The 19,373-nt window shown below is 34.9% G+C and carries 21 protein-coding genes; 10 read left to right on the forward strand and 11 right to left on the reverse strand.

Features of this window, described 5'->3' with window-relative positions:
* The first annotated feature begins 61 nt into the window (after nt 1-61).
* The 5 genes from E0H99_RS01760 (at nt 62) to nadD (ending at nt 3,669) form a co-directional block, all read left to right on the forward strand.
* Nucleotides 62-418, forward strand: a complete 357-nt coding sequence (locus E0H99_RS01760) for an arsenate reductase family protein (protein ID WP_131914733.1) — start codon at nt 62-64, stop codon at nt 416-418.
* Nucleotides 411-1,298, forward strand: coding sequence for a DMT family transporter (locus E0H99_RS01765; RefSeq protein ID WP_131990592.1), 888 nt, complete (start codon nt 411-413; stop codon nt 1,296-1,298). Before E0H99_RS01760 ends, E0H99_RS01765 begins: the two co-directional genes overlap by 8 nt.
* A 186-nt stretch (nt 1,299-1,484) precedes the next feature.
* Nucleotides 1,485-2,345: a YicC/YloC family endoribonuclease gene (locus E0H99_RS01770; RefSeq protein WP_131990594.1), complete on the forward strand. Its 861-nt coding sequence runs from the start codon at nt 1,485-1,487 to the stop codon at nt 2,343-2,345.
* Nucleotides 2,346-2,427: 82 nt separating this feature from the next.
* Nucleotides 2,428-3,003, forward strand: coding sequence for a guanylate kinase (gmk, locus tag E0H99_RS01775; protein ID WP_131990596.1), 576 nt, complete (start codon nt 2,428-2,430; stop codon nt 3,001-3,003).
* Nucleotides 3,004-3,087: 84 nt separating this feature from the next.
* Nucleotides 3,088-3,669, forward strand: a complete 582-nt coding sequence (gene nadD / locus E0H99_RS01780) for a nicotinate (nicotinamide) nucleotide adenylyltransferase (protein ID WP_131990598.1) — start codon at nt 3,088-3,090, stop codon at nt 3,667-3,669.
* Here the strand turns inward: nadD and E0H99_RS01785 are convergent, their stop codons facing one another.
* A complete protein-coding gene (locus E0H99_RS01785; protein WP_131990600.1) occupies nt 3,670-4,566 on the reverse strand; it encodes a LysR family transcriptional regulator in 897 nt (298 codons plus the stop codon). It lies immediately after the preceding gene.
* An 86-nt stretch (nt 4,567-4,652) separates the two neighbouring features.
* Between E0H99_RS01785 and E0H99_RS01790 the strand changes: the two genes are divergently transcribed.
* The 4 genes from E0H99_RS01790 to E0H99_RS01805 all read left to right on the forward strand — a co-directional run bounded on the left by E0H99_RS01790 (nt 4,653) and on the right by E0H99_RS01805 (nt 8,148).
* Nucleotides 4,653-5,417, forward strand: a complete 765-nt coding sequence (locus E0H99_RS01790) for a type 1 glutamine amidotransferase domain-containing protein (protein WP_165930169.1) — start codon at nt 4,653-4,655, stop codon at nt 5,415-5,417.
* A gap of 4 nt (nt 5,418-5,421) precedes the next feature.
* Nucleotides 5,422-6,585, forward strand: a complete 1,164-nt coding sequence (locus E0H99_RS01795; RefSeq protein WP_131990602.1) for an iron-containing alcohol dehydrogenase — start codon at nt 5,422-5,424, stop codon at nt 6,583-6,585.
* Nucleotides 6,586-6,896: 311 nt separating this feature from the next.
* A complete protein-coding gene (locus E0H99_RS01800) occupies nt 6,897-7,892 on the forward strand; it encodes an NAD(P)H-dependent glycerol-3-phosphate dehydrogenase (protein WP_131990604.1) in 996 nt (331 codons plus the stop codon).
* Nucleotides 7,893-7,929: 37 nt separating this feature from the next.
* Nucleotides 7,930-8,148, forward strand: coding sequence for a hypothetical protein (locus E0H99_RS01805; RefSeq protein WP_131990606.1), 219 nt, complete (start codon nt 7,930-7,932; stop codon nt 8,146-8,148).
* Between the two features lie 223 nt (nt 8,149-8,371).
* Here E0H99_RS01805 and E0H99_RS01810 read toward each other — a convergent pair whose 3' ends face one another.
* The 3 genes from E0H99_RS01810 to E0H99_RS01820 all read right to left on the reverse strand — a co-directional run bounded on the left by E0H99_RS01810 (nt 8,372) and on the right by E0H99_RS01820 (nt 10,363).
* Nucleotides 8,372-8,779 (reverse strand): hypothetical protein, encoded by a 408-nt coding sequence (locus tag E0H99_RS01810; RefSeq protein WP_131990608.1) that lies wholly within the window; start codon nt 8,777-8,779, stop codon nt 8,372-8,374.
* Nucleotides 8,780-8,874: 95 nt separating this feature from the next.
* Nucleotides 8,875-9,894, reverse strand: coding sequence for a phenylalanine--tRNA ligase subunit alpha (pheS, locus tag E0H99_RS01815; RefSeq protein WP_131990610.1), 1,020 nt, complete (start codon nt 9,892-9,894; stop codon nt 8,875-8,877).
* A gap of 112 nt (nt 9,895-10,006) precedes the next feature.
* Entirely contained in the window at nt 10,007-10,363 is a 357-nt protein-coding gene (locus tag E0H99_RS01820; protein ID WP_131990612.1) for a hypothetical protein, read from the reverse strand.
* A gap of 313 nt (nt 10,364-10,676) precedes the next feature.
* On the opposite strand from E0H99_RS01820, the gene E0H99_RS01825 reads away from it, so the two are divergent.
* A complete protein-coding gene (locus tag E0H99_RS01825; protein ID WP_131990614.1) occupies nt 10,677-11,180 on the forward strand; it encodes a CvpA family protein in 504 nt (167 codons plus the stop codon).
* Nucleotides 11,181-11,208: 28 nt separating this feature from the next.
* On the opposite strand, the gene E0H99_RS01830 is transcribed toward E0H99_RS01825, so the two are convergent.
* The 7 genes from E0H99_RS01830 to E0H99_RS01860 form a co-directional block, all read right to left on the reverse strand.
* Nucleotides 11,209-11,952: a tetratricopeptide repeat protein gene (locus tag E0H99_RS01830; RefSeq protein ID WP_131990616.1), complete on the reverse strand. Its 744-nt coding sequence runs from the start codon at nt 11,950-11,952 to the stop codon at nt 11,209-11,211.
* Nucleotides 11,953-12,031: 79 nt separating this feature from the next.
* Nucleotides 12,032-13,786, reverse strand: a complete 1,755-nt coding sequence (locus E0H99_RS01835; protein ID WP_131990618.1) for a BatD family protein — start codon at nt 13,784-13,786, stop codon at nt 12,032-12,034.
* 20 nt (nt 13,787-13,806) lie between these two features.
* The gene (locus E0H99_RS01840; RefSeq protein ID WP_131990620.1) at nt 13,807-14,547 is read right to left on the reverse strand and encodes a tetratricopeptide repeat protein; all 741 of its coding nucleotides are present in this window, start codon (nt 14,545-14,547) and stop codon (nt 13,807-13,809) included.
* 78 nt (nt 14,548-14,625) lie between these two features.
* Nucleotides 14,626-15,663 (reverse strand): VWA domain-containing protein, encoded by a 1,038-nt coding sequence (locus tag E0H99_RS01845; protein WP_131990622.1) that lies wholly within the window; start codon nt 15,661-15,663, stop codon nt 14,626-14,628.
* Between the two features lie 130 nt (nt 15,664-15,793).
* Nucleotides 15,794-16,795 carry a vWA domain-containing protein gene (locus tag E0H99_RS01850; protein WP_131990624.1) on the reverse strand — a complete coding sequence of 334 codons (1,002 nt, stop codon included), beginning with the start codon at nt 16,793-16,795 and terminating at the stop codon, nt 15,794-15,796.
* The gene (locus tag E0H99_RS01855) at nt 16,795-18,426 is read right to left on the reverse strand and encodes a hypothetical protein (protein ID WP_131990626.1); all 1,632 of its coding nucleotides are present in this window, start codon (nt 18,424-18,426) and stop codon (nt 16,795-16,797) included. Before E0H99_RS01855 ends, E0H99_RS01850 begins: the two co-directional genes overlap by 1 nt.
* Nucleotides 18,427-18,443: 17 nt before the next feature.
* On the reverse strand, nt 18,444-19,307 hold the full coding sequence (locus E0H99_RS01860) for a DUF58 domain-containing protein (RefSeq protein ID WP_131990628.1): 864 nt from the start codon (nt 19,305-19,307) through the stop codon (nt 18,444-18,446).
* Between the last annotated feature and the right edge of the window lie 66 nt (nt 19,308-19,373).

Consider the following 19,373-nt stretch of genomic DNA (forward strand, 5'->3'; position numbering starts at 1 on the left):
ATAAAAATAATCATTTTCCGTATCAAATGATTTTTCTTTGCACAAAGAAATCGCTATTTACATGGACAAAATATATTATCTCGCTTCTTGCGATACCTGCAGAAAAATTATAAAATCATTACCGAAAGATCATAACTTGAAGTTTCACGACATCAAACAAGACCCAATTACTGTAGCAGAATTGGAGCAAATGCGCGAGCTTTCCGGAAGTTACGAAGCTCTTTTCAGCAAAAAAGCACAGTTGTACAAATCGATGGATTTAAAGAATAAATCGTTAACTGAAGACGATTACAAGAAATACATTCTGGAACATTATACGTTTTTGAGTCGTCCTGTTTTTATTATCAAAGACAAGATTTACATTGGTAACACACAACAAAACATGCATCAGGTAATGCTTGCTTTTGCAAATGTCTAAAAGAAATCTCGCACTTATTGGCGCCACCATTGTTTCCTTGATTTACGGCGTTACGTTTACCATTGCCAAAGATGTCATGCCATTGTACATTGACGCCTATGGTTTTATCTTGTTGCGCGTGGGCGGTTCGATGATTTTATTTTGGCTGGCTTGGCTTTTTATGCCAAAAGAGAAAATTGCGTTCAATGATTTTCCTCGAATTATTGCAGCGGCTTTCTTTGGCGTGGCTTTCAATATGCTTACATTTTTCAAAGGATTAAGCCTTACTTCTCCCATTAGTGCTGCGGTGATTATGGTTTCAACACCGATGATTGTTTTGACCCTTTCGGCATTGATTATGAAGGAACGCATGCAAAAACGAATGATTTTCGGGATTATCCTTGGTCTAATAGGAACTGCTTTTCTAATTCTGTACGGAAAATCCATCGGTAGCGCCACAAATGCCGGATTGGGAAATTTTCTGGTTTTGGTTAATGCCATTTCCTATGGTTTTTATCTGATAATTGTCAAGAAATTAATGGACAAGTACAATGCCTTTACGTTTGTAAAATGGATTTATTTGTTCGGTTTTATTATGGTTTTGCCTTTTGGCTGGAGCCAATTTCAAACTGTTGAATGGGCTTTGGTTCCAATGGATATTTGCTGGAAAATAGGATTTGTAGTGATTTTTTCGACATTCCTGACCTATTTACTGAATTTGCTTTCGATGAAAGAATTAAAACCAACCACGGTTGCCGTCTTTATTTATTTACAACCGCTATTCGCAACAATTTTTGCGATAAGCTTGGGAAAAGACGAATTGAGTTTGGTGAAAATTGGTTCGGCAATTTTGATATTTGTAGGCGTTTATTTGGTGACGCAGAAAAAGAGTGTTCAGTAATCAGCTATTAGTGTTCAGCGCCCAAATCGCAGATTATAGTCTTTTATATTGTTCATTCGGCTTGTTATATAAATTCAAAAATTAAAAACTGATTACTAAAAACATTTACTTAAACCAAGTCACTGAATACTAAAAACGGACCACTGAACACTTTTTTATTATCTTTGACCTCTTTTAGAAAATTATATGATACAATCAATGACGGGTTTTGGTAAAGCGACTTTGCAATTACCAACCAAAAAAATCACGGTAGAAGCAAAATCCTTAAACAGTAAAGGTTTGGATTTGAATGTGAGAATGCCTTCGCTGTACCGCGAAATGGAATTGGGTTTACGCAACCAAATCGCACTAAAACTGGAAAGAGGAAAAGTAGATTTTTCTATTTTTATCGAAAGTACCGCGGAACAAACTTCTACGAAAGTGAATGTGCCGATTGTAAAAGCCTACATCAACCAATTGAGAGAAGTGTATGCCGATGCCGATGAAACGGAACTAATGAAAATGGCTGTTCGCATGCCGGATACCATGAAAATAGAACGTGATGAAATTGATGAAAACGACTGGGTACAAATCCAAACCGTTATCGAAGAAGCGTTGCAAAACATCTTGAACTTCAGAAGAGATGAAGGAATGTCTTTAGAAAAAGAATTTCAATTGCGAATAGGCAATATTCGTCAATACATGACCGAAGCTTTGGCACTTGATCCAGAACGCGTTCAGGCGATAAAAGACCGTTTACAAACTGCAATCTCAGAACTTAAAGTAAATGTAGACGAAAATCGTTTCGAGCAGGAATTGATTTATTATTTAGAGAAATTAGACATTACCGAAGAAAAAGTACGTTTGACGAATCACTTGGATTATTTCCTGGAAACCATCAACGGAACCGAAGCTAACGGTAGAAAATTAGGTTTCATTACTCAAGAAATGGGACGTGAAATCAACACGATGGGCTCTAAATCCAATCACGCACAAATGCAAAAATTAGTCGTTCAAATGAAAGACGAATTGGAAAAAATCAAGGAACAAGTATTAAACGTATTGTAAAAAATATTAAATGGAGACGCGATGAATCGCGTCTTTATGCATAAAGATAGAAACATTTTTGCGACTAGAATTAAACAACAACATGAGCACAGGAGGAAAATTAATAGTATTCTCAGCACCATCAGGATCGGGAAAAACTACTATCGTTAGACATTTATTAAGCAAAGAAGATTTGAATCTTGAATTTTCGATTTCGGCAGCTTCCCGCGAACCAAGAGGTGAAGAAGTAAACGGAAAAGATTATTATTTCATGTCTACCGAAGAGTTTAAAAAACACATCAAAAACGAAGACTTTCTGGAATGGGAAGAAGTGTACCGCGATAATTTCTACGGAACCCTCAAAAGTGAAGTAGAACGTATTTGGGCCAAAGGTAAAAATGTAATTTTTGATATTGATGTTTCTGGTGGATTGCGTATTAAACATAAATTTCCGGAAGAAACTTTAGCTGTTTTCGTGAAACCACCAAGCGTGGATGAACTAAAAAGAAGATTAAAGGAACGCTCTACCGAAAGTGATGACAAAATCAATATGCGTATTGCCAAAGCCTCTGTAGAATTGGCAACAGCACCACAGTTTGATGTAATCATAAAAAATTACGATTTAGATATTGCTTTGGAAGAAGCGTACCAATTGGTAAAGAATTATGTTAAGGATTAAAAGATTGAAAATTAAAGAATTGAAAAATTCAAAGTTATTTCTAATCTTTAAATCATTTAATTTTTAAATCTTTAAATTAAATTAATGAAAATAGGTCTGTATTTTGGAACGTTTAATCCCATACATGTTGGGCATCTTATCATTGCCAATCACATGGCGGAGCATGCCGATTTAGACCAAGTTTGGATGGTGGTTACGCCACACAATCCTTTGAAGAAAAAAAGTACTTTGCTCGATGATTACCATCGGTTACAAATGGTACATCTTGCCTCAGAAGATTTTCCAAAAATAAAACCTTCGGATATTGAGTTTAAATTGTCACAACCCAATTATACGGTGAATACTTTAGTACACTTACAGGAAAAATATCCGACTTACGAATTCTCCTTAATCATGGGCGAAGACAATCTCAAGTCTTTGCACAAATGGAAAAACTACGAAGCAATTCTTGAAAACCATGAGATTTATGTGTATCCTCGAATTTCAATCGAAGCAGAGAACCAGATGTTTAAAAACCACGCAAAAATTCACATGATTGATGCTCCTGTAGTAGAAATATCATCGACATTTATTCGGGACAATATCAAAAAAGGAAAAAATGTGCAGCCGTTATTGCCGGTAAAAGTTTGGGAATACATTGATCATAATAACTTTTATAAGAAGTAATTACCCTATAACTCTTTTCAATTCTACTTCAATATTCTCAAAAACAGTACTCAGATTTTCATTTTTACCTGATAATAAAAACACGTCTGTACTTGGCATTTGCGTGCTATTCCACAACAATTGGATTTTTTTTTCTTGCATTAAACTTTTCGCATTGCAATCCCAAACTACAGCGATTCCGGTATTTTTCGAAATTATTTCCAGCATTTCATATTCGGATGGAATGATATAATTAGGAATCATCGACGGTCTTTTTTTATTAAAAACATGCAACCAGAACAATTTAATATGCGGAATTTGCGCATTGTGGCTGTACCATTTTTGGTCGTTCAACCAATGTTCGATTGCTGAGAAATCTTTTATTTTGATATTGGATTTTAATTCGGAAGCATCGATAGTGTTTGAGCCAACAATCACTTGTTTAATTTCCCCGACCTTTTTCTGAATGGTGTCAAACGTGTCATATTTTTTGGTGACAACTGCAAAATCTAATTTTTTAGAATCTACCAATTCAAAAAGCACATCGTCATGATGAAAACTAAAATCGATAAATTCAAATTTTGAAACCAAGGCACTTCCCAAACTGCTCATCAAATGCTTTGAGATTCCAATTGAAATTAATCGATTCGCATTGAACGCTTTGGCACGAAAACCATTCTCCACATTTTCTAATCGGTCTAACGCCTCGATGATTAAATTATTGAGTAACTTAGCATATTCCGTAGGTTCTACGCCTTTAGACTTTCGATTGAAAAGTTTATACCCTACGTGCGCTTCCAACATGGATATTTGCTGACTCACAGCTGGTTGACTGATAAATAATTCTTTGGCGGCCAAAGAAAAATTACCATTTTTATATACGGATTTAAACGTTCGGTACCATTCCAGATTGACCATGATATAAATATATTTATCACAAACATAATTTAAATTATTTTTACAAATAACATATTCATCCTAAATTTGTACAAACAAAATTAGAAATGAAGAAAATCGCATTATTTGCCCTTATAGCATTAACCGTAAGTTGCGTTACAGCAACTGCACAAAATAAAAAAAGCATGAAAAAGGTATTATTTGTTGTTACCAGTCACGATAAATTAGGTAACACAGGAGAAAAAACAGGATTTTGGACAGAAGAATTCGCCGCGCCTTATTACGAATTATTGGATAAAGGAGTTACCATTGATGTTGCTACTCCGCTAGGTGGACAACCTCCCATTGATCCAAAAAGTGAAGATCCATCAGCAGCTACGGAGGATACCAAAAGATTCGATAGCGATACCGAATTATTGGCAAAACTGAAAAACACAAAAAAATTAGCAGATGCAAAAGAGTCTGATTATGATGCGGTTTTTTATCCGGGAGGTCACGGTCCATTATGGGATTTGACAACTGATGCAACTTCAATTGCCCTAATCGAGGCATTTTATACGAACAATAAACCCGTTGCTTTTGTTTGTCATGCACCTGCGGTTCTTAAAAGCGTAAAAGTAAATGGAGAATTTTTAGTAAAAGGCAAAAAAGTGACCGGATTTTCTAATACCGAAGAAGCCGCTGTAGGTTTAACTGATGTGGTTCCATTTTTATTAGAAGATGCTTTAAAGGCCAATGGTGCAACTTATTCAAAAGCTGCAGACTGGCATCCTTATGCCGTGGAAGATGGATTATTGATTACAGGTCAAAACCCAGCATCGTCTAAATTAGTTGCTGAAAAATTATTAAACCAATTAAATTCAAAAAAATAAAAACATGTTAAATTTCGAATTATACAATCCTACTAATTTAATTTTTGGAAAAGGACAAATTGAAAAACTATCCTCTTTAGTGCCACAAGGAGCAAAAATTCTTCTGGCGTATGGTGGCGGAAGCATTTTCAAAAATGGAATCTATAACCAAGTAATCAACACTTTAAAAGGTTTTGAAATCGTGGAATTTGGAGGAATTGAACCGAATCCACATTTTGAAACATTGATGAAAGCAGTTGCAGTGATCAAGGAACAAAAAATAGATTTTATACTTGCCGTAGGTGGAGGTTCCGTAATTGATGGGGTAAAATTCATTTCGGCTGCCGTTCATTTTGACGGAAATCCAATTGACATTCTTCAAAAAAGAGTTTTGACTAAAGATTTATCTAAAATTGTTCCTTTTGGAACTGTTCTAACGTTACCAGCAACTGGGAGTGAAATGAATTCTGGCGGAGTTGTTACTATTGAATCTACACAAGAAAAATTATCATTTGGCGGTTCCGCTTTATTCCCGAAATTTTCTATTTGTGATCCAACTGTAATTGAATCTTTACCAAAAAGACAATTGCAAAACGGAGTTGTAGATGCGTACACCCATGTTTTGGAACAGTATTTAACCTATCCGCACGAAGGGTATCTTCAAGATAGAATTGCCGAAAGTATTTTACAAACCTTGATTCAAGTTGGTCCTGATGTTGTTGAAAAACCTACTGATTATGCTTTGGCTTCTAACTTTATGTGGAGTTGTACCATGGCTTTGAATGGGTTAATCCAGAAAGGAGTTCCTTCGGATTGGGCTACGCACATGATTGGACATGAATTAACGGCTTTGTACGGAATCGATCACGCCAGAACTTTGGCTGTTGTGGGTCCAAATTTATACCGAGTGATGTTTGAAACTAAAAAGGGAAAATTGGCACAATACGGAAAACGTATTTTCAATTTGACTGGTACTGAGGACGAAATCGCAAACGAAGCCATCAACAAAACAGTCGAATTTTTCCATACTATGGGAATGGAAACTAAATTATCCGATTACACTAAAGAGTTTGATAAAACGGCAGATTTTATTGTAAATCGTTTTGAAGAAAGAGGTTGGTTGGGATTAGGAGAAAAACAAAACATAACTTTAGAAAAGGTAAAATCGATTGTTGAAATGAGTTATTAATTCAAGTAATCCTCATACAGATAGAGTCTGTATTAAATAAAAGGCGTTCTCATTTTTTAGGAACGCCTTTTAAAATTCTAAATTACAACTAACTAACTCAATTCGCATTATTTTGTTAAATTATTAAACAATAAACAACAAGAACGAAATAGTAATACTTATATTGTGTTAAAAAATAAAAAAAATAAAATTATTTTTTACCCGTTATAATTGCAGTATTTTCAATACACTTAAAAACCAGCCTTCTTGTTCTTATTTTATTTGTATAATCAGTACTTTTTTAAGTACTTTTGATTAAATTCAATAAAAAAATGGCTGAAAATATAAAATTCGCAGTAATAGGTGGTGGAAGTTGGGCGACAGCGATAGCAAAAATGTTATGTGTAAATCTTACAGAAATTTCATGGTATATGCGTAATGAAGCTGCTATAGAGCACATTAAAACGCACAAACACAATCCAAATTATTTGAGCTCTGTAGAATTCGACATCAATAAACTCAAACTAACCAACGATATCAATGAAGCCGTAGCCTACGCTGATTACATCATATTTGCTATTCCATCTGCTTTTTTGGATGGTGAATTAGAAAAATTAACAGTTTCATTGAAAGATAAAATTATTTTTTCAGCGATTAAAGGAATTGTTCCGGAAACGAGTTTAATTGTAGGAGAACATTTCCATGTGAAATATGATATTCCTTATTATAATATAGGTGTAATTACTGGTCCTTGTCACGCAGAAGAAGTAGCGATGGAGCGCCTTTCTTACCTTACCATTGCGTGTGGTGATCCTGATAAAGCCAAGGTTATTGCTAAAAATTTATCTGGAAATTATATCAAAACTAAAATCACAGATGACATCATAGGAACAGAATATGCAGCCATGCTTAAAAACATTTATGCCATTGCAGCAGGAATTGCACATGGTTTGGGTTATGGTGATAATTTCCAGTCCGTATTGATGAGTAATGGAATTCGGGAGATGAAAAAATTCATTAAGAAAGTCCATAAAATGAAACGCAATATCAATGATTCAGCTTATTTAGGCGATTTATTGGTTACCGGTTATTCTATATTCTCAAGAAATAGAATGTTCGGAAATATGATTGGCAAAGGCTATACGGTTAAATCAGCAATGATGGAAATGAGTATGGTTGCCGAAGGATATTATGCCGTAAAAAGTGCCTATAAACTCAATCAGGCTTACGGTGCCAAAACACCAATTATAGATGCTGTTTACAGTATTTTATACGAAGGACAGGACGCTAAAGCCGTGTTTAAGAAACTTACCGATAAACTGGATTAATTCAGCTACAGATTTAATAATCAAAACCAATCACTTCATGAGCGAAAGATGGAAATACCAGATTAAAACTGGTGGAATTTGGGGTCTATTTATGACGGTTTTCAATGTATTATTCGACATTAAAGAAATTCCTTTTTCAGAACAGGTTGCTACACCTAATTTTTATATTCGCGCAGGTGCTTATATCATTGTAGGGATATTTGTTTTAGGCTATTTCACCTGGAAATCCAAAGTTAAACAACAAGCCGCTAAATGATTTTCATGAGTGAAAGATGGAAATTCCAGATTAAAAATGGGATGATTTGGGATTAATTACCTCCTCTTGCATAGCCGTTTTTGACGTATTCGAAATGCCTTTTAAAGATGCTTTTTTGTCCAAAGAAAAGCTACTCCGAACGCTTTATTTTATTTTGGCGGGAATATTTATTGTTGGATATTCGAATTGGACGAAAAAAGTCAAACGCCAGAATAATACGAAACTATCTCACGATAACGCCGTCAACAAATAGAATAGGCACTTCTTCAACGAAATCCTCATGGATCGAATGTGCTTTGAAAATGAACTTTTTATCGTATAATTTGTCTCCAATAAAAAACGTTAGCATGAACTCATTGTTGAGCGCCAATACACTTTTTTCGATCATTTCGATTTTTACCACTGAAACCGGTGGCACTTCTACAAAAGCATGACGTAAAAGAGAGGTTTTTTTCATTTCGCCGTCAATAGTTCCAAAAGCTTTGGAAACTACCATAACACTTTCAATTAAGTAATCGCTATCATTTACTAAATAAGCATACCACACTTTTTCCATGAAATCGTCACTCCATTCTTGAACTACAGCAAGAAAAACGTTTTCTACTTCGGGGATAATGATGTCTTTTTTCATAAGTCAGTCGTAATGTCTAAGGTCGTAAAGTCGTAAAGTCGAGTGAAAATCTGAAACAGGTATTTCTTTCGACTTTAAGACTTTATAACTTTTGACTAAATTGAGGATTTGAATTGCTCCAAGAAATGAACGTCATTTTCGTAGAACATACGGATATCACCGATTTGATACAACAACATGGCGATTCTTTCGATTCCCATCCCGAATGCAAAACCGTTGTATTCATCAGGGTTGATGCCACAGTTTTTCAAAACGTTTGGATCTACCATTCCGCAACCCATGATTTCCAACCAACCGGTTCCTTTGGTGATTCTATAATCGGTTTCTGTTTTAAGACCCCAATAAATATCCACCTCAGCGCTTGGCTCAGTAAACGGGAAATAGGACGGACGCAAACGGATTTTTGATTTTCCGAACATCTCTTTGGTGAAATATAAAAGCGTTTGTTTTAAGTCGGCAAAAGAAACGTCTTTGTCAATATACAAGCCTTCCACTTGGTGAAAAATACAGTGTGAACGGGACGAAACAGCCTCGTTACGGAATACTCTTCCCGGAGAAATAGTACGAATTGGCGGTTTATTTTCCTCCATGTAACGCACTTGCACCGATGATGTGTGCGTGCGCAACAAAATATCAGGATTTGTTTGAATGAAAAACGTGTCTTGCATGTCACGCGCCGGATGGTATTCCGGTAAGTTTAATGCGGTGAAATTGTGCCAGTCATCTTCAATTTCTGGACCTTCAGAAACGTTGAAACCAATGTTTGAAAAGATGTCTATAATTTGGTTTTTTACCAATGAAATAGGGTGACGAGAGCCAATAGTTATTGGTTCAGCCGAACGCGTCAAATCACCATAAAAGCCTTTAACTTCTTCTTTACTTTCTAAAGCTTCCTGTATAGTTTTTACTTTGTCTTCGGCAGACGTTTTAAGCAAATTAATTACTTGTCCGAATTCCTTTTTTTGGTCGTTGGGAACGTTTTTGAATTCAGCGAAAAGGTCTTTTAAAAGTCCTTTGCTTCCAAGAAATTTAATTCGGAATGTCTCTAATTCAGCTGTGTCTTGCGTTGAAAAAGCTTGTGCTTCACCAATATATTCTTTTATCTTGTCTATCATTTTCATTCAATAATTGAGAGTGCAAATTTAGTAAATTTTTAGGTAAAAAGGATACAGTCTCAGTCTCAGTTTTCAATATTGTGGGTTGAGAACCGTGACTGAACACTGATCACTAGGAAATAAGTTCTCTTTCCAAGAAATAATTCACAATGGCTTCTTTCATTAAAACCGATTGCTCTCCTGCTTTTAGCGGTGGTAATTCCTCTTTTACTTTGTAATGTGGCCAGCCTTCTTCATCAAAAAATTCGAATTCATAAAACCCGTAAGGTTCCAATAAACGGCAAATGGCGATGTGCATCAGGTTTAATTTTTCGTCTTTTTTGTATTCACTATGTACTTTTCCGAGTTCTTGTACGCCAATTAAATAAATAATAGCGTCGAGATCTAAATCCTCGCCTTGAGAAAATTGATTGGAAAGTATATTTACAAGCTGTTCCCAGCGTTCTTTAAGTTGTGTGTCTCTTGACATATTGATTTATGATTGTAGATTAACGATTTTTGATTGTAGATTTTCAAAAATTGTAATCAAATTATTTCGGCAAATATAAGAACTTGAAAATTGGCAATTGATAACTGATACCCTTTAACACTAGAATTTAATGGAATAAAACATTCTTTTTCCCTTTCTTCTTCAAAATAAAAATAAACCTTAGCCAAGCTATGCTAAATTTTTCTTTTTTGAATAATGAAAAAAAACTCTATTTTCTCCTACAGTAAATTCTAATGTTAAACGGCATAACAATTCTTTTATATTTGCACTTTATTTTTCTTAATTAAAAGTCATGGGATTTTTGGATATTATTTTGGGTGTATTGCTAGCTTTTGCTTTGTATAAAGGCATTAGAAATGGTCTTTTTGTAGAATTAGCTTCTTTGGTTTCGCTATTGGCCGGAATTTATTTTGCCATAAAATTTTCATCATTTATCAAAGAAATTTTAGCCGGATTTGTCAAATGGAATCCCAATACAATCCAAGTAATTGCTTTTGTACTCACATTTATATTGGTAGTAATCGGAATATCACTTTTGGGTAAATTCCTTACTGGAGTAGCTGATTTTGCCTTTTTAGGATGGTTGAATAAACTAGGCGGTGGTTTCTTCAGGGTGCTAAAAACAATTTTAATAATCGGAATTGTTTTCAAGGTTTTCGAAAAAATAAACTATCATAATTTTATCGCCAAAAAAGAAACGTTAGACAATTCTCTTTTTTATAATCCAATCCAAAAAACAGCAGGATTCATGTACCCTTCGATAGAAAACTGGTATGATAGCTTGAAGAAAAAATAATTAGTTTCCAGTGTTAAGTATTCAAACTCTATTTCACTTCCTTAATTGCACTGCTTTCAATCCAGCCTTCTGTTCCATCCGTTAGTTGTACTTTTTTCCATTTCCCTATGATTTCCTCCACATAAACTTTTGTTCCTTCGTGGAGCACAGATATTGGCTGACCACCATTTCTGGGTTCGCTCTTTACATTGGCCATTTCGGCAAAAACAATAGCCGGTTTTTCAGTGTCAAAATGACTTTTTTCAAAAATTGTTGATGAAACACTGATTAGAATTAGAAAAAAAAGTACAAACATTCCAAAAAAGAAAATCCTTTTTGAAAGTGTAATTTGTGAAAAATAATACCCGACAAAAAACAACAAGAACGCCATTGCTAGTCCAACAGAAATCCACGCCCACGTATTGTAATGATAGATTCCCGTAAAATCCCGAATCAGCTTTGCAAAACCTACTTTTGGAATTATTTTAATTTCATCGATAGTTCGTTTTTGAGCAAATTTCAAGTTGTTAATCGCATCGGTGTTATTTGGATTCAACACCAATGCTTTTTCATAATTGTAAATAGAAGGTGCTACTTTATTCAACTTATAATACGCATTTCCTAAATTAAAATACAACTCAGAAGAGTGTTTGCTTTCTGTCAAAACACTCTCATAAGCAGTAACCGCTTCATTATATTTCCCTTTTTGATAATACTCGTTTCCTTTTTCAAAGCCACTTTGGGCAAAGAAAACTTGGGTTGTCAATAATAATATATAAAGTATGTTTTTCATTTTAATGTTATAAGTTGTCGATTGACTATTCTCGAAAATCAAAGTGAGATTGCCTCGTTCCTCGCAATGACATCGTTGGTTAAGCAATTTGTTTTTCTAAGTCTGAAATAATCAAAACGGCTTTGTCAAAATCCTGTTGAATAGCCACACTTGATGATGGCGCATATCGTGCCACTTCACAATTCTCCGTAAGCGCAATAAAATCATTCACCGCGTCAGGATTAGCATTTCTTGACAACAACAATTCTTGAATATTATCCTTACTCATTTCAGAAGTCTCAATATGTAATTTAGCTTTCAAGAAATTGTGCATCGCTTTCTCCAGCGCAATATAAAACAGTTCTTTGTTGTTGATTTGTTTCTTAGCTTCCGATAAATATTTCTTTGCCAATCTATTATTCATTCGTATTCTGTTTCCGGCAGTATCACTATCTATTGCTTCTTTTTTCTTTTTGAATAATACAATTAAAGGCAGCATTAAAAATGGAAAAAAGAACAATCCGTAAAACAAATTAGACCCAAAGAAATCTTTCTTATTCATCGTCAAAAGATTGCTTTTTAACTTTATGAATTTGAATTGCTCAACGTTGTCTGTTTTATTCTTGTTTGCATCAGCACCGGAAGCTGCCGTTGCATCAGTAGGCGAAGGACCATCAAGAACATTAATCATGATCTCTGGAGAACTTAGCGTTTTATAGGTTCCTGAACCCAAATCAAAATAGGTAAATTTTAATGGTTTTATCGGGTAATTTCCTTTGTACTGCGGAACGATTGTATAACTGTCTGAAATCTTTCCGGCCATTCCAGAAAGAGGCGTGTTGACCTGTTCGCTATGAACGGCTTCATACATTTCCAGCGCATTTGGAGCTATCGGTTTTGGTAAACTAAATAATTTCAGATTCCCTTTTCCGGTTACACTTACCACTAAATCCAGGCTTTCTCCGTTTTTTAAATCGGTTTTTGTTGGTCTTACTTTGAAATCAAAATTTCCAACAGCACCCGAGAAGTCTTCCGGTTTTCCAGCCTCAGGAAGTGGCTTAACATTTATGGTTTTAGCTCCTGCGGAAACTCTCTTAGTCGCTTCGGTGACAACCATTCGACCAAACATATCCCTGCGATTCGACGGTAATTGAACATCAATGTCTAATGACAACGGTTCAATAACCAGCTTTCCTGATTTTTGAGGATACAAAACTATTTTTTTGAGCACAATAAAACGGTATTTTTCCCCTTTGAACATGCCTTCTTCAGCAACAAACTGTTTTATATCAATGTTCTGACTCCAGAAATCATTGTATTTTGGCTTACTAACTTCGTTAGAATTTGTGATTCCGATATTGTTAAAATACAATTTATAAACTACCGTAATTGGCTCGTTTATATATGGATTTGTTTTAGAAATATCAGCAACTAAATAGAGATTCCCATCCGCTGAAACACTGGTGTCGTTTGGATCTCTAGGCTGTTCCGTTGCTGCGGTAACATTTATTTTTATCGACGATGTTTTATAAATTTGCCCGTTGTATTCGATTGCGGCTTGCTTGATAACTAATGTCCCTTTTTGATTTGGCAAAAGAAAATAAGAATATATTTTCTCAAAAGAACTTCTTCCGTTCACCCAAGACTGACTGACTTGCTGACTTGGTCCGGCAATAATTCTAAATCCTTCAAAAGAGGGTTGGACAAAATTATCTCCATCTACATTCATCATAAAATCGATACGAAGTCTCTCGTTTATTCCTAGCGTAGCTTTACTCACTCTAGCCTCAAATTGCACTTGAGCGCTAAGCAAATTGCACACCATTAAAACAAGTACTGCTATAAATCTTTTCATTTTCAAATTATCTAATTGAACTACCAATCTTTCTCCGTCTTAACTGGTTTTCCTTGCACTTTTTTGGCATTTACTTTATCCTGTACCTTCTTTTCTTCTTTATTCACCGCATTCAATAGGTTTTCTAAACGTTCTTTAGAAATTCCTCCTGGAGCTGGTTTTGGTTCTCCATTTTCATTAGGTTTAGGATCTTTATTTTGTTTGTCTTTATCTCCCTTATCGTCTTTCTTTTCTTTATCCTTATTGTCCTTTTTATCTTTTTCCCCGTCTTTCTTATCGTCCTTCTTGTCTTTATCGCTCTTTTTATCGTCTTTTTTATTATCATCCTTTGGAGGATTTTCTTTCAGCATTTTTTTTGCCAAAGCATAATTATAACGCGTTTCCTCATCTGTCGGGGCGTTTCTCAAGGCGTTTTTGTAAGCCTCAACCGCTTGCGTATAATCCTTTTCATTCATAAAAACATTTCCTAAATTATGAAAAGCTCTGTGTTTTTGTGGTCTTGTTTTTGAATTTTTTAACGATTTAGCATACGCAAATTTTGCTTCCGAAGATTGTTTTTGCTTATAAATAGTGTTTCCAAGATTGAAAGGTGCATTCGCTTTATTTGGAAATTTTGAATCCGAAATTCTATAATTAGCTTCGGCATCAACAAATTTATTTTCGGCATATTCCTCGTTCGCTTTGGGCAATATTCTATCTTTCTGTTGTGCATTTGCAACAAAAGAAAAAAGTAATAACAGGTATAAAATTATGTTCTTCATTGTATTTTTAAATGTAAGTGTCAAAGTATGTCGAGTATTTTTGTTCCAATAATGGAGCGCAACGCGATACTTTACTCTTTATACTTTTTTATTCTCGTTAAATAAATTCAACTTGTTTACCCAACTTGTTTTTCTTTCCAAAAGGAAAATATCTAGAAATAAAAAAACAAACGCAAAACCTAAAAACCATTGAAATTGCGATTGAAAATCAGCCATTTCTGTCGCTTCAAATTCTGTTTTTTGAATATTATTCAGTGCATTCTTAATATATTCAAGCACTTCTTTAGTGTTATTTCCGTTTACATAACCGCCTTTCGTTGCTTTGGCAATCGCTGTCAGGCTTTCTGGAACCAATTTCGTTATAACTACTTCATTGTTATTATCTCTTTTGAAACCTTCAATAATTCCATTTTTTCTCAATGGAATCGTACCTCCTTTTTCAGTTCCAACACCAATTGTAATGATTTTAATTCCAAGCTTATTAGCCTCTTCCGCTGCTTCTTCTGCACCTTCGTTATGGTCTTCACCATCAGAAATCATAATCAATAACTTGCTGGTTTTTTTGTCGTCAAAATAAGTCGTGGATAATTTGATTGCCTCGTTGAATGACGTCCCTACAGAGGAAACCATATCTGTATTCATACTTTGCAAAAACATTTTTGCAACACTATAATCCGTAGTAATAGGCAATACGGGGAAAGCGCTTCCGGCATACGCCACAATTCCTATTCTATCGCTTCCCAATTGATTGATAATTTGCGAAACAATTTGCTTGCTTTTGTCCAGACGATTTGGCGCTACATCTTCGGCAAGCATACTTTTTGACACATCCACTGCAAAAACAATGTCGATCCCTTCTCTTTTAACGGTTTCCATTTTAGTACCAATTTTTGGATTTACCAATCCAAGAATTAACCCCGTCAATGCCAAAAGCAACACTCCTAATTTCAAAACTGGTTTAAAAACCGAACTTTCCGGGCTCAGTCTTTTTACCATCTCCAAATCCCCAAATTCACGCTGTTTCTTTCTTTTCCAATATAAATTGGCGAAAAAAACCAACACCAAAAGAGGCAATATAAAAAGGAGGTATAAATATTTTTTTTCGTCTAATTCCATTTTTAATTTTAGATTTCTGAATTTTGATTTTAGATTTTTATTCTAAATCTAAATTCTAAACTTGGTGATTTCAATTCCAATGTTCCAGTTCCGGCTCCCTTCCCTTCGGAGGAGGCCTGGGGTGGGGACTCTAAATAAAGCTTTTAAAAACCGTATTTCGCAATCCTAATTCAAACAACAATAAAAAACCGGCAAACCATACAAAAGGTCTGAATTTCTCATCATAATCATAAAATTTTAGTTCTTCAATTTCGGTAGTTTCTAACTTATTTATTGTAGTATAAATTTCGGCTAACTTGCTGTTGCTCGTTGCTCTAAAATATTTTCCACCAGTATTATTAGCAATTTTTTTCATCATTTGCTCATCAATTTCAACCTTCATCATTTGAAAAAGAAATTTTCCATTTGGCGCAATAGCATAGGGAAACATAGCCATTCCGTTTGTTCCTATTCCTATTGTATATACTTTTATTCCATATTCTTTTGCAATATCAGAAGCCGTATCTGGCTCAATGAATCCAGCATTATTAACACCGTCAGTCATCAGAATAACCACTTTGCTCTTCGCTTTACTGTCTTTTAGTCTATTTACAGCGGTAGCCAATCCCATTCCTATCCCAGTTCCGTCTACTAAAACATTATCGTATTTTATACTTCTGATCGCATCCAGAATAACAGCTTTATCGCTAGTCACCGGTGTTTTTGTGTACGCTTCCGAGGCATAAACCACAAGCCCGATCCTATCGTTTGGTCTTTCCTCAACAAAATCAGCCGCTAGCTTTTTGAGTGCTTGCATTCGATCTGGTTTCAAATCTTTGGCAAGCATACTTCCTGAAACGTCTATTGCCATAACAATATCAATTCCTTTCGTAGTTTTTGTTTTATTACTTACATCAACTGTTCTCGGTCTTGCCATAGCTACAATCAAAGAGCACAAAGCCAGGATTCTAAGCACATTCAACATCGGCTTTAGCTTTCTCAAATAGGAATTAGAACCTTTAAATCCTTGTAACGAACTTATTTTTAATGTGGCTGATTGATGGTTCTTTTTCCGTAACAACCATACAATCGCTACTGGAATAAGAAGAAACAACCAAAAAAACTCTGGGTTTAAAAAAGTTACTTTAGTCATTATTTACTTGCTTGTTTTAATTCGACAGAGTTCAAAACTCGTTCTGATATTTCATTTGCATAGGCATCACCTTCTTCATGAAAAAGTAAAATCTGTTGTAATCCACCTTCTTGACTAAACAGTAATGCTTCATAATACATTTTTGCACTTGACTTATTGTCACCATCAATTTGCGAAAAAGTACCATAGGCTTTAATTCCTTTAACACCTTCTTTAGTTTCAAACTCTTCTTGTTTGACAATCATATTCTGGGCGCCTTGAGCTTCCATTGATTGCAATATACCATCCATTGATTTAGTCAAATCTATTTGTGTCTCTTGTTTAAATTTTAAAGTCGAAACCATTAGATAAAAAGGATCTAAAGCACTTCCATACGCAAAAGACTGCATTTCTTTGATCAAAGCCATTCCATCTTTAGGAAGTGTTTTTGTCAGGTCTACTCTCTTAAGCACTCTTGGCGTTTCTATAATAACTCCTGGATTTCCGTAATCACTTTTCACCCATTCTCCTCCCAATAATTCTTTGGTAGGGTGACCAATTATATTGTCTTTTACATAACTAAACCCTTTGGTTACAATGAAAAAAGTAGTGGTTGCTGCCAATAAAAACACAACTGATACTACGGCAGTAACAATACGCTTATTTCTTTGCTTTCGCAATTGAATTTGTAGCTGTTTTTGTCTTTGTGCTTCATTCAACAACACATCTTCTTCTATTGGTACTTCCACAGGAATAGAATTGTCTAATGTCAGAATTGCTTTTTGAATCTTATTTCGGTCTTCCGTGATTTCAAAATCCAATGGTTTTGACTTGGCAAATTTTACTAAATCGGCTTGTTTCAAAACACGTTCCAGATTTTCGATTATTTCCTGCGAAAGCGTCATTTTCTTTTTGACAGAAGCCGCTCTAAGTCCTTGAATCAATTCCGAAGTAGTGCTTTCCATTGCTGGAATTTCTATCGCTTCTTCAATATAATTTCTGGCGATATCCGTCAATTCACTATAATACGCTTTGACTTCTCCTTTTTGCCAAAGTTCTTTTTTCTCTAAAGTATCCAGCAAACCGGTCGCTTTCTCGATTGGAGTTTTATAAATTTCTTCGAGTAATTTCTTTTCTTGACGCTTTTTAATGAACCAATAAATGAAAGCTCCAATTCCAACAATTAAAGCAACAATCAACAGGTATTTCCACCAGTCTCCTATTGGATTATCCGCTGGAGCAATTTCCTTAATGTCGAACATTTTTTGTTTTAAAGTATCCACTTGAACATTCGCCACTTCAACCAAAAGCGAATCCGTCAGAAACTGTTTGCTGTCGATAAAAATCTTTATACTCGGAATAACATATCTACCGGAATCAAATTGAGTTAAACCGTATTTTTTGATTAATTCATAACGGCCGTCCATTTTTACAGTATCAATAGGATACGACTGAATCACCTCTAAAGCTCCAACGTTTTTTAGTTTTGGAAAAATCACTTTAGATGAAGTATCAACAGTAGTTTTTATAGACAGTTTAAATTCGGCACCAATTTTATTTTTAATCGTGTCAATACTTGTGACTACTTGCTTTTGTTGTGCAAAAACAGCCGTAGAAAGCAGCAATAGTAGTAGGTATAATTGTTTTTTCATCTTTTATTATTGAACCCTTATCTCGATTTAAAGTAACTCAGCAATTTTGTCACATAACTTTCGTCAACTCTAGTGTTTACAACACCTGAACCTGATTTGCTGAATGTTTCTTTAAAATAGTTTACTTTATCGTGGTACTGTTTTTCATAATTCATTCGTACTGATTTCGAACCGGTATTTATCAGTTCGATTGCGCCGGTTTCGGCATCAAGCATAGAAACCATACCTAAATCCGGCATTTTTTCTTCTCGAATGTCGTACACGCGAATCCCTGTTATATCGTGTTTTTTAGATGCTATTTTTAATGTTTGTTCGTAATCTTCCGACATGAAGTCAGAAATTACAAACACAATCGCTTTCTTTTTTTGGGTTCCCGATAAAAATTTCAAAGCTTGGGCAACATCCGTCTTACGGCTTTTAGGGTGGAATTCTATTAATTCCCGAATGATTCGCAACACATGCGACCTCCCTTTTTTTGGCGGAATATACAATTCAATTTCATCTGAAAACAAAATCAAACCTATTTTATCGTTGTTTTGAGTAGCCGAAAAAGCCATCGTTGCAGCAATCTCCGTAACAATATCCTTTTTGAATTGATTTTTAGAACCAAAACTTTCTGAACCCGAAATATCAACCATCAACATCATGGTCAATTCCCTTTCTTCCTCAAAAACTTTTACGTGCGCTTCATTGTACCGTGCGGTTACATTCCAATCAATCGCACGAATATCATCTCCATATTGGTATTGACGCACTTCGCTGAACGTCATTCCACGCCCTTTGAAAGACGTATGATACTCTCCCGAAAAGATATGATCGCTCAATCTTCGGGTTTTGATTTCTATTTTTCGTACTTTTTTTAAGAGGTCTTTTGTATCCATTTCTTTAGTAATTAGTAATTAGTGAACAGTGAATAGTAACCAACCAAGGCTTAATTACTATTCACT

The organism is Flavobacterium sp. GT3P67, from assembly GCF_004349155.1.
GTDB lineage: Bacteria > Bacteroidota > Bacteroidia > Flavobacteriales > Flavobacteriaceae > Flavobacterium > Flavobacterium ranwuense.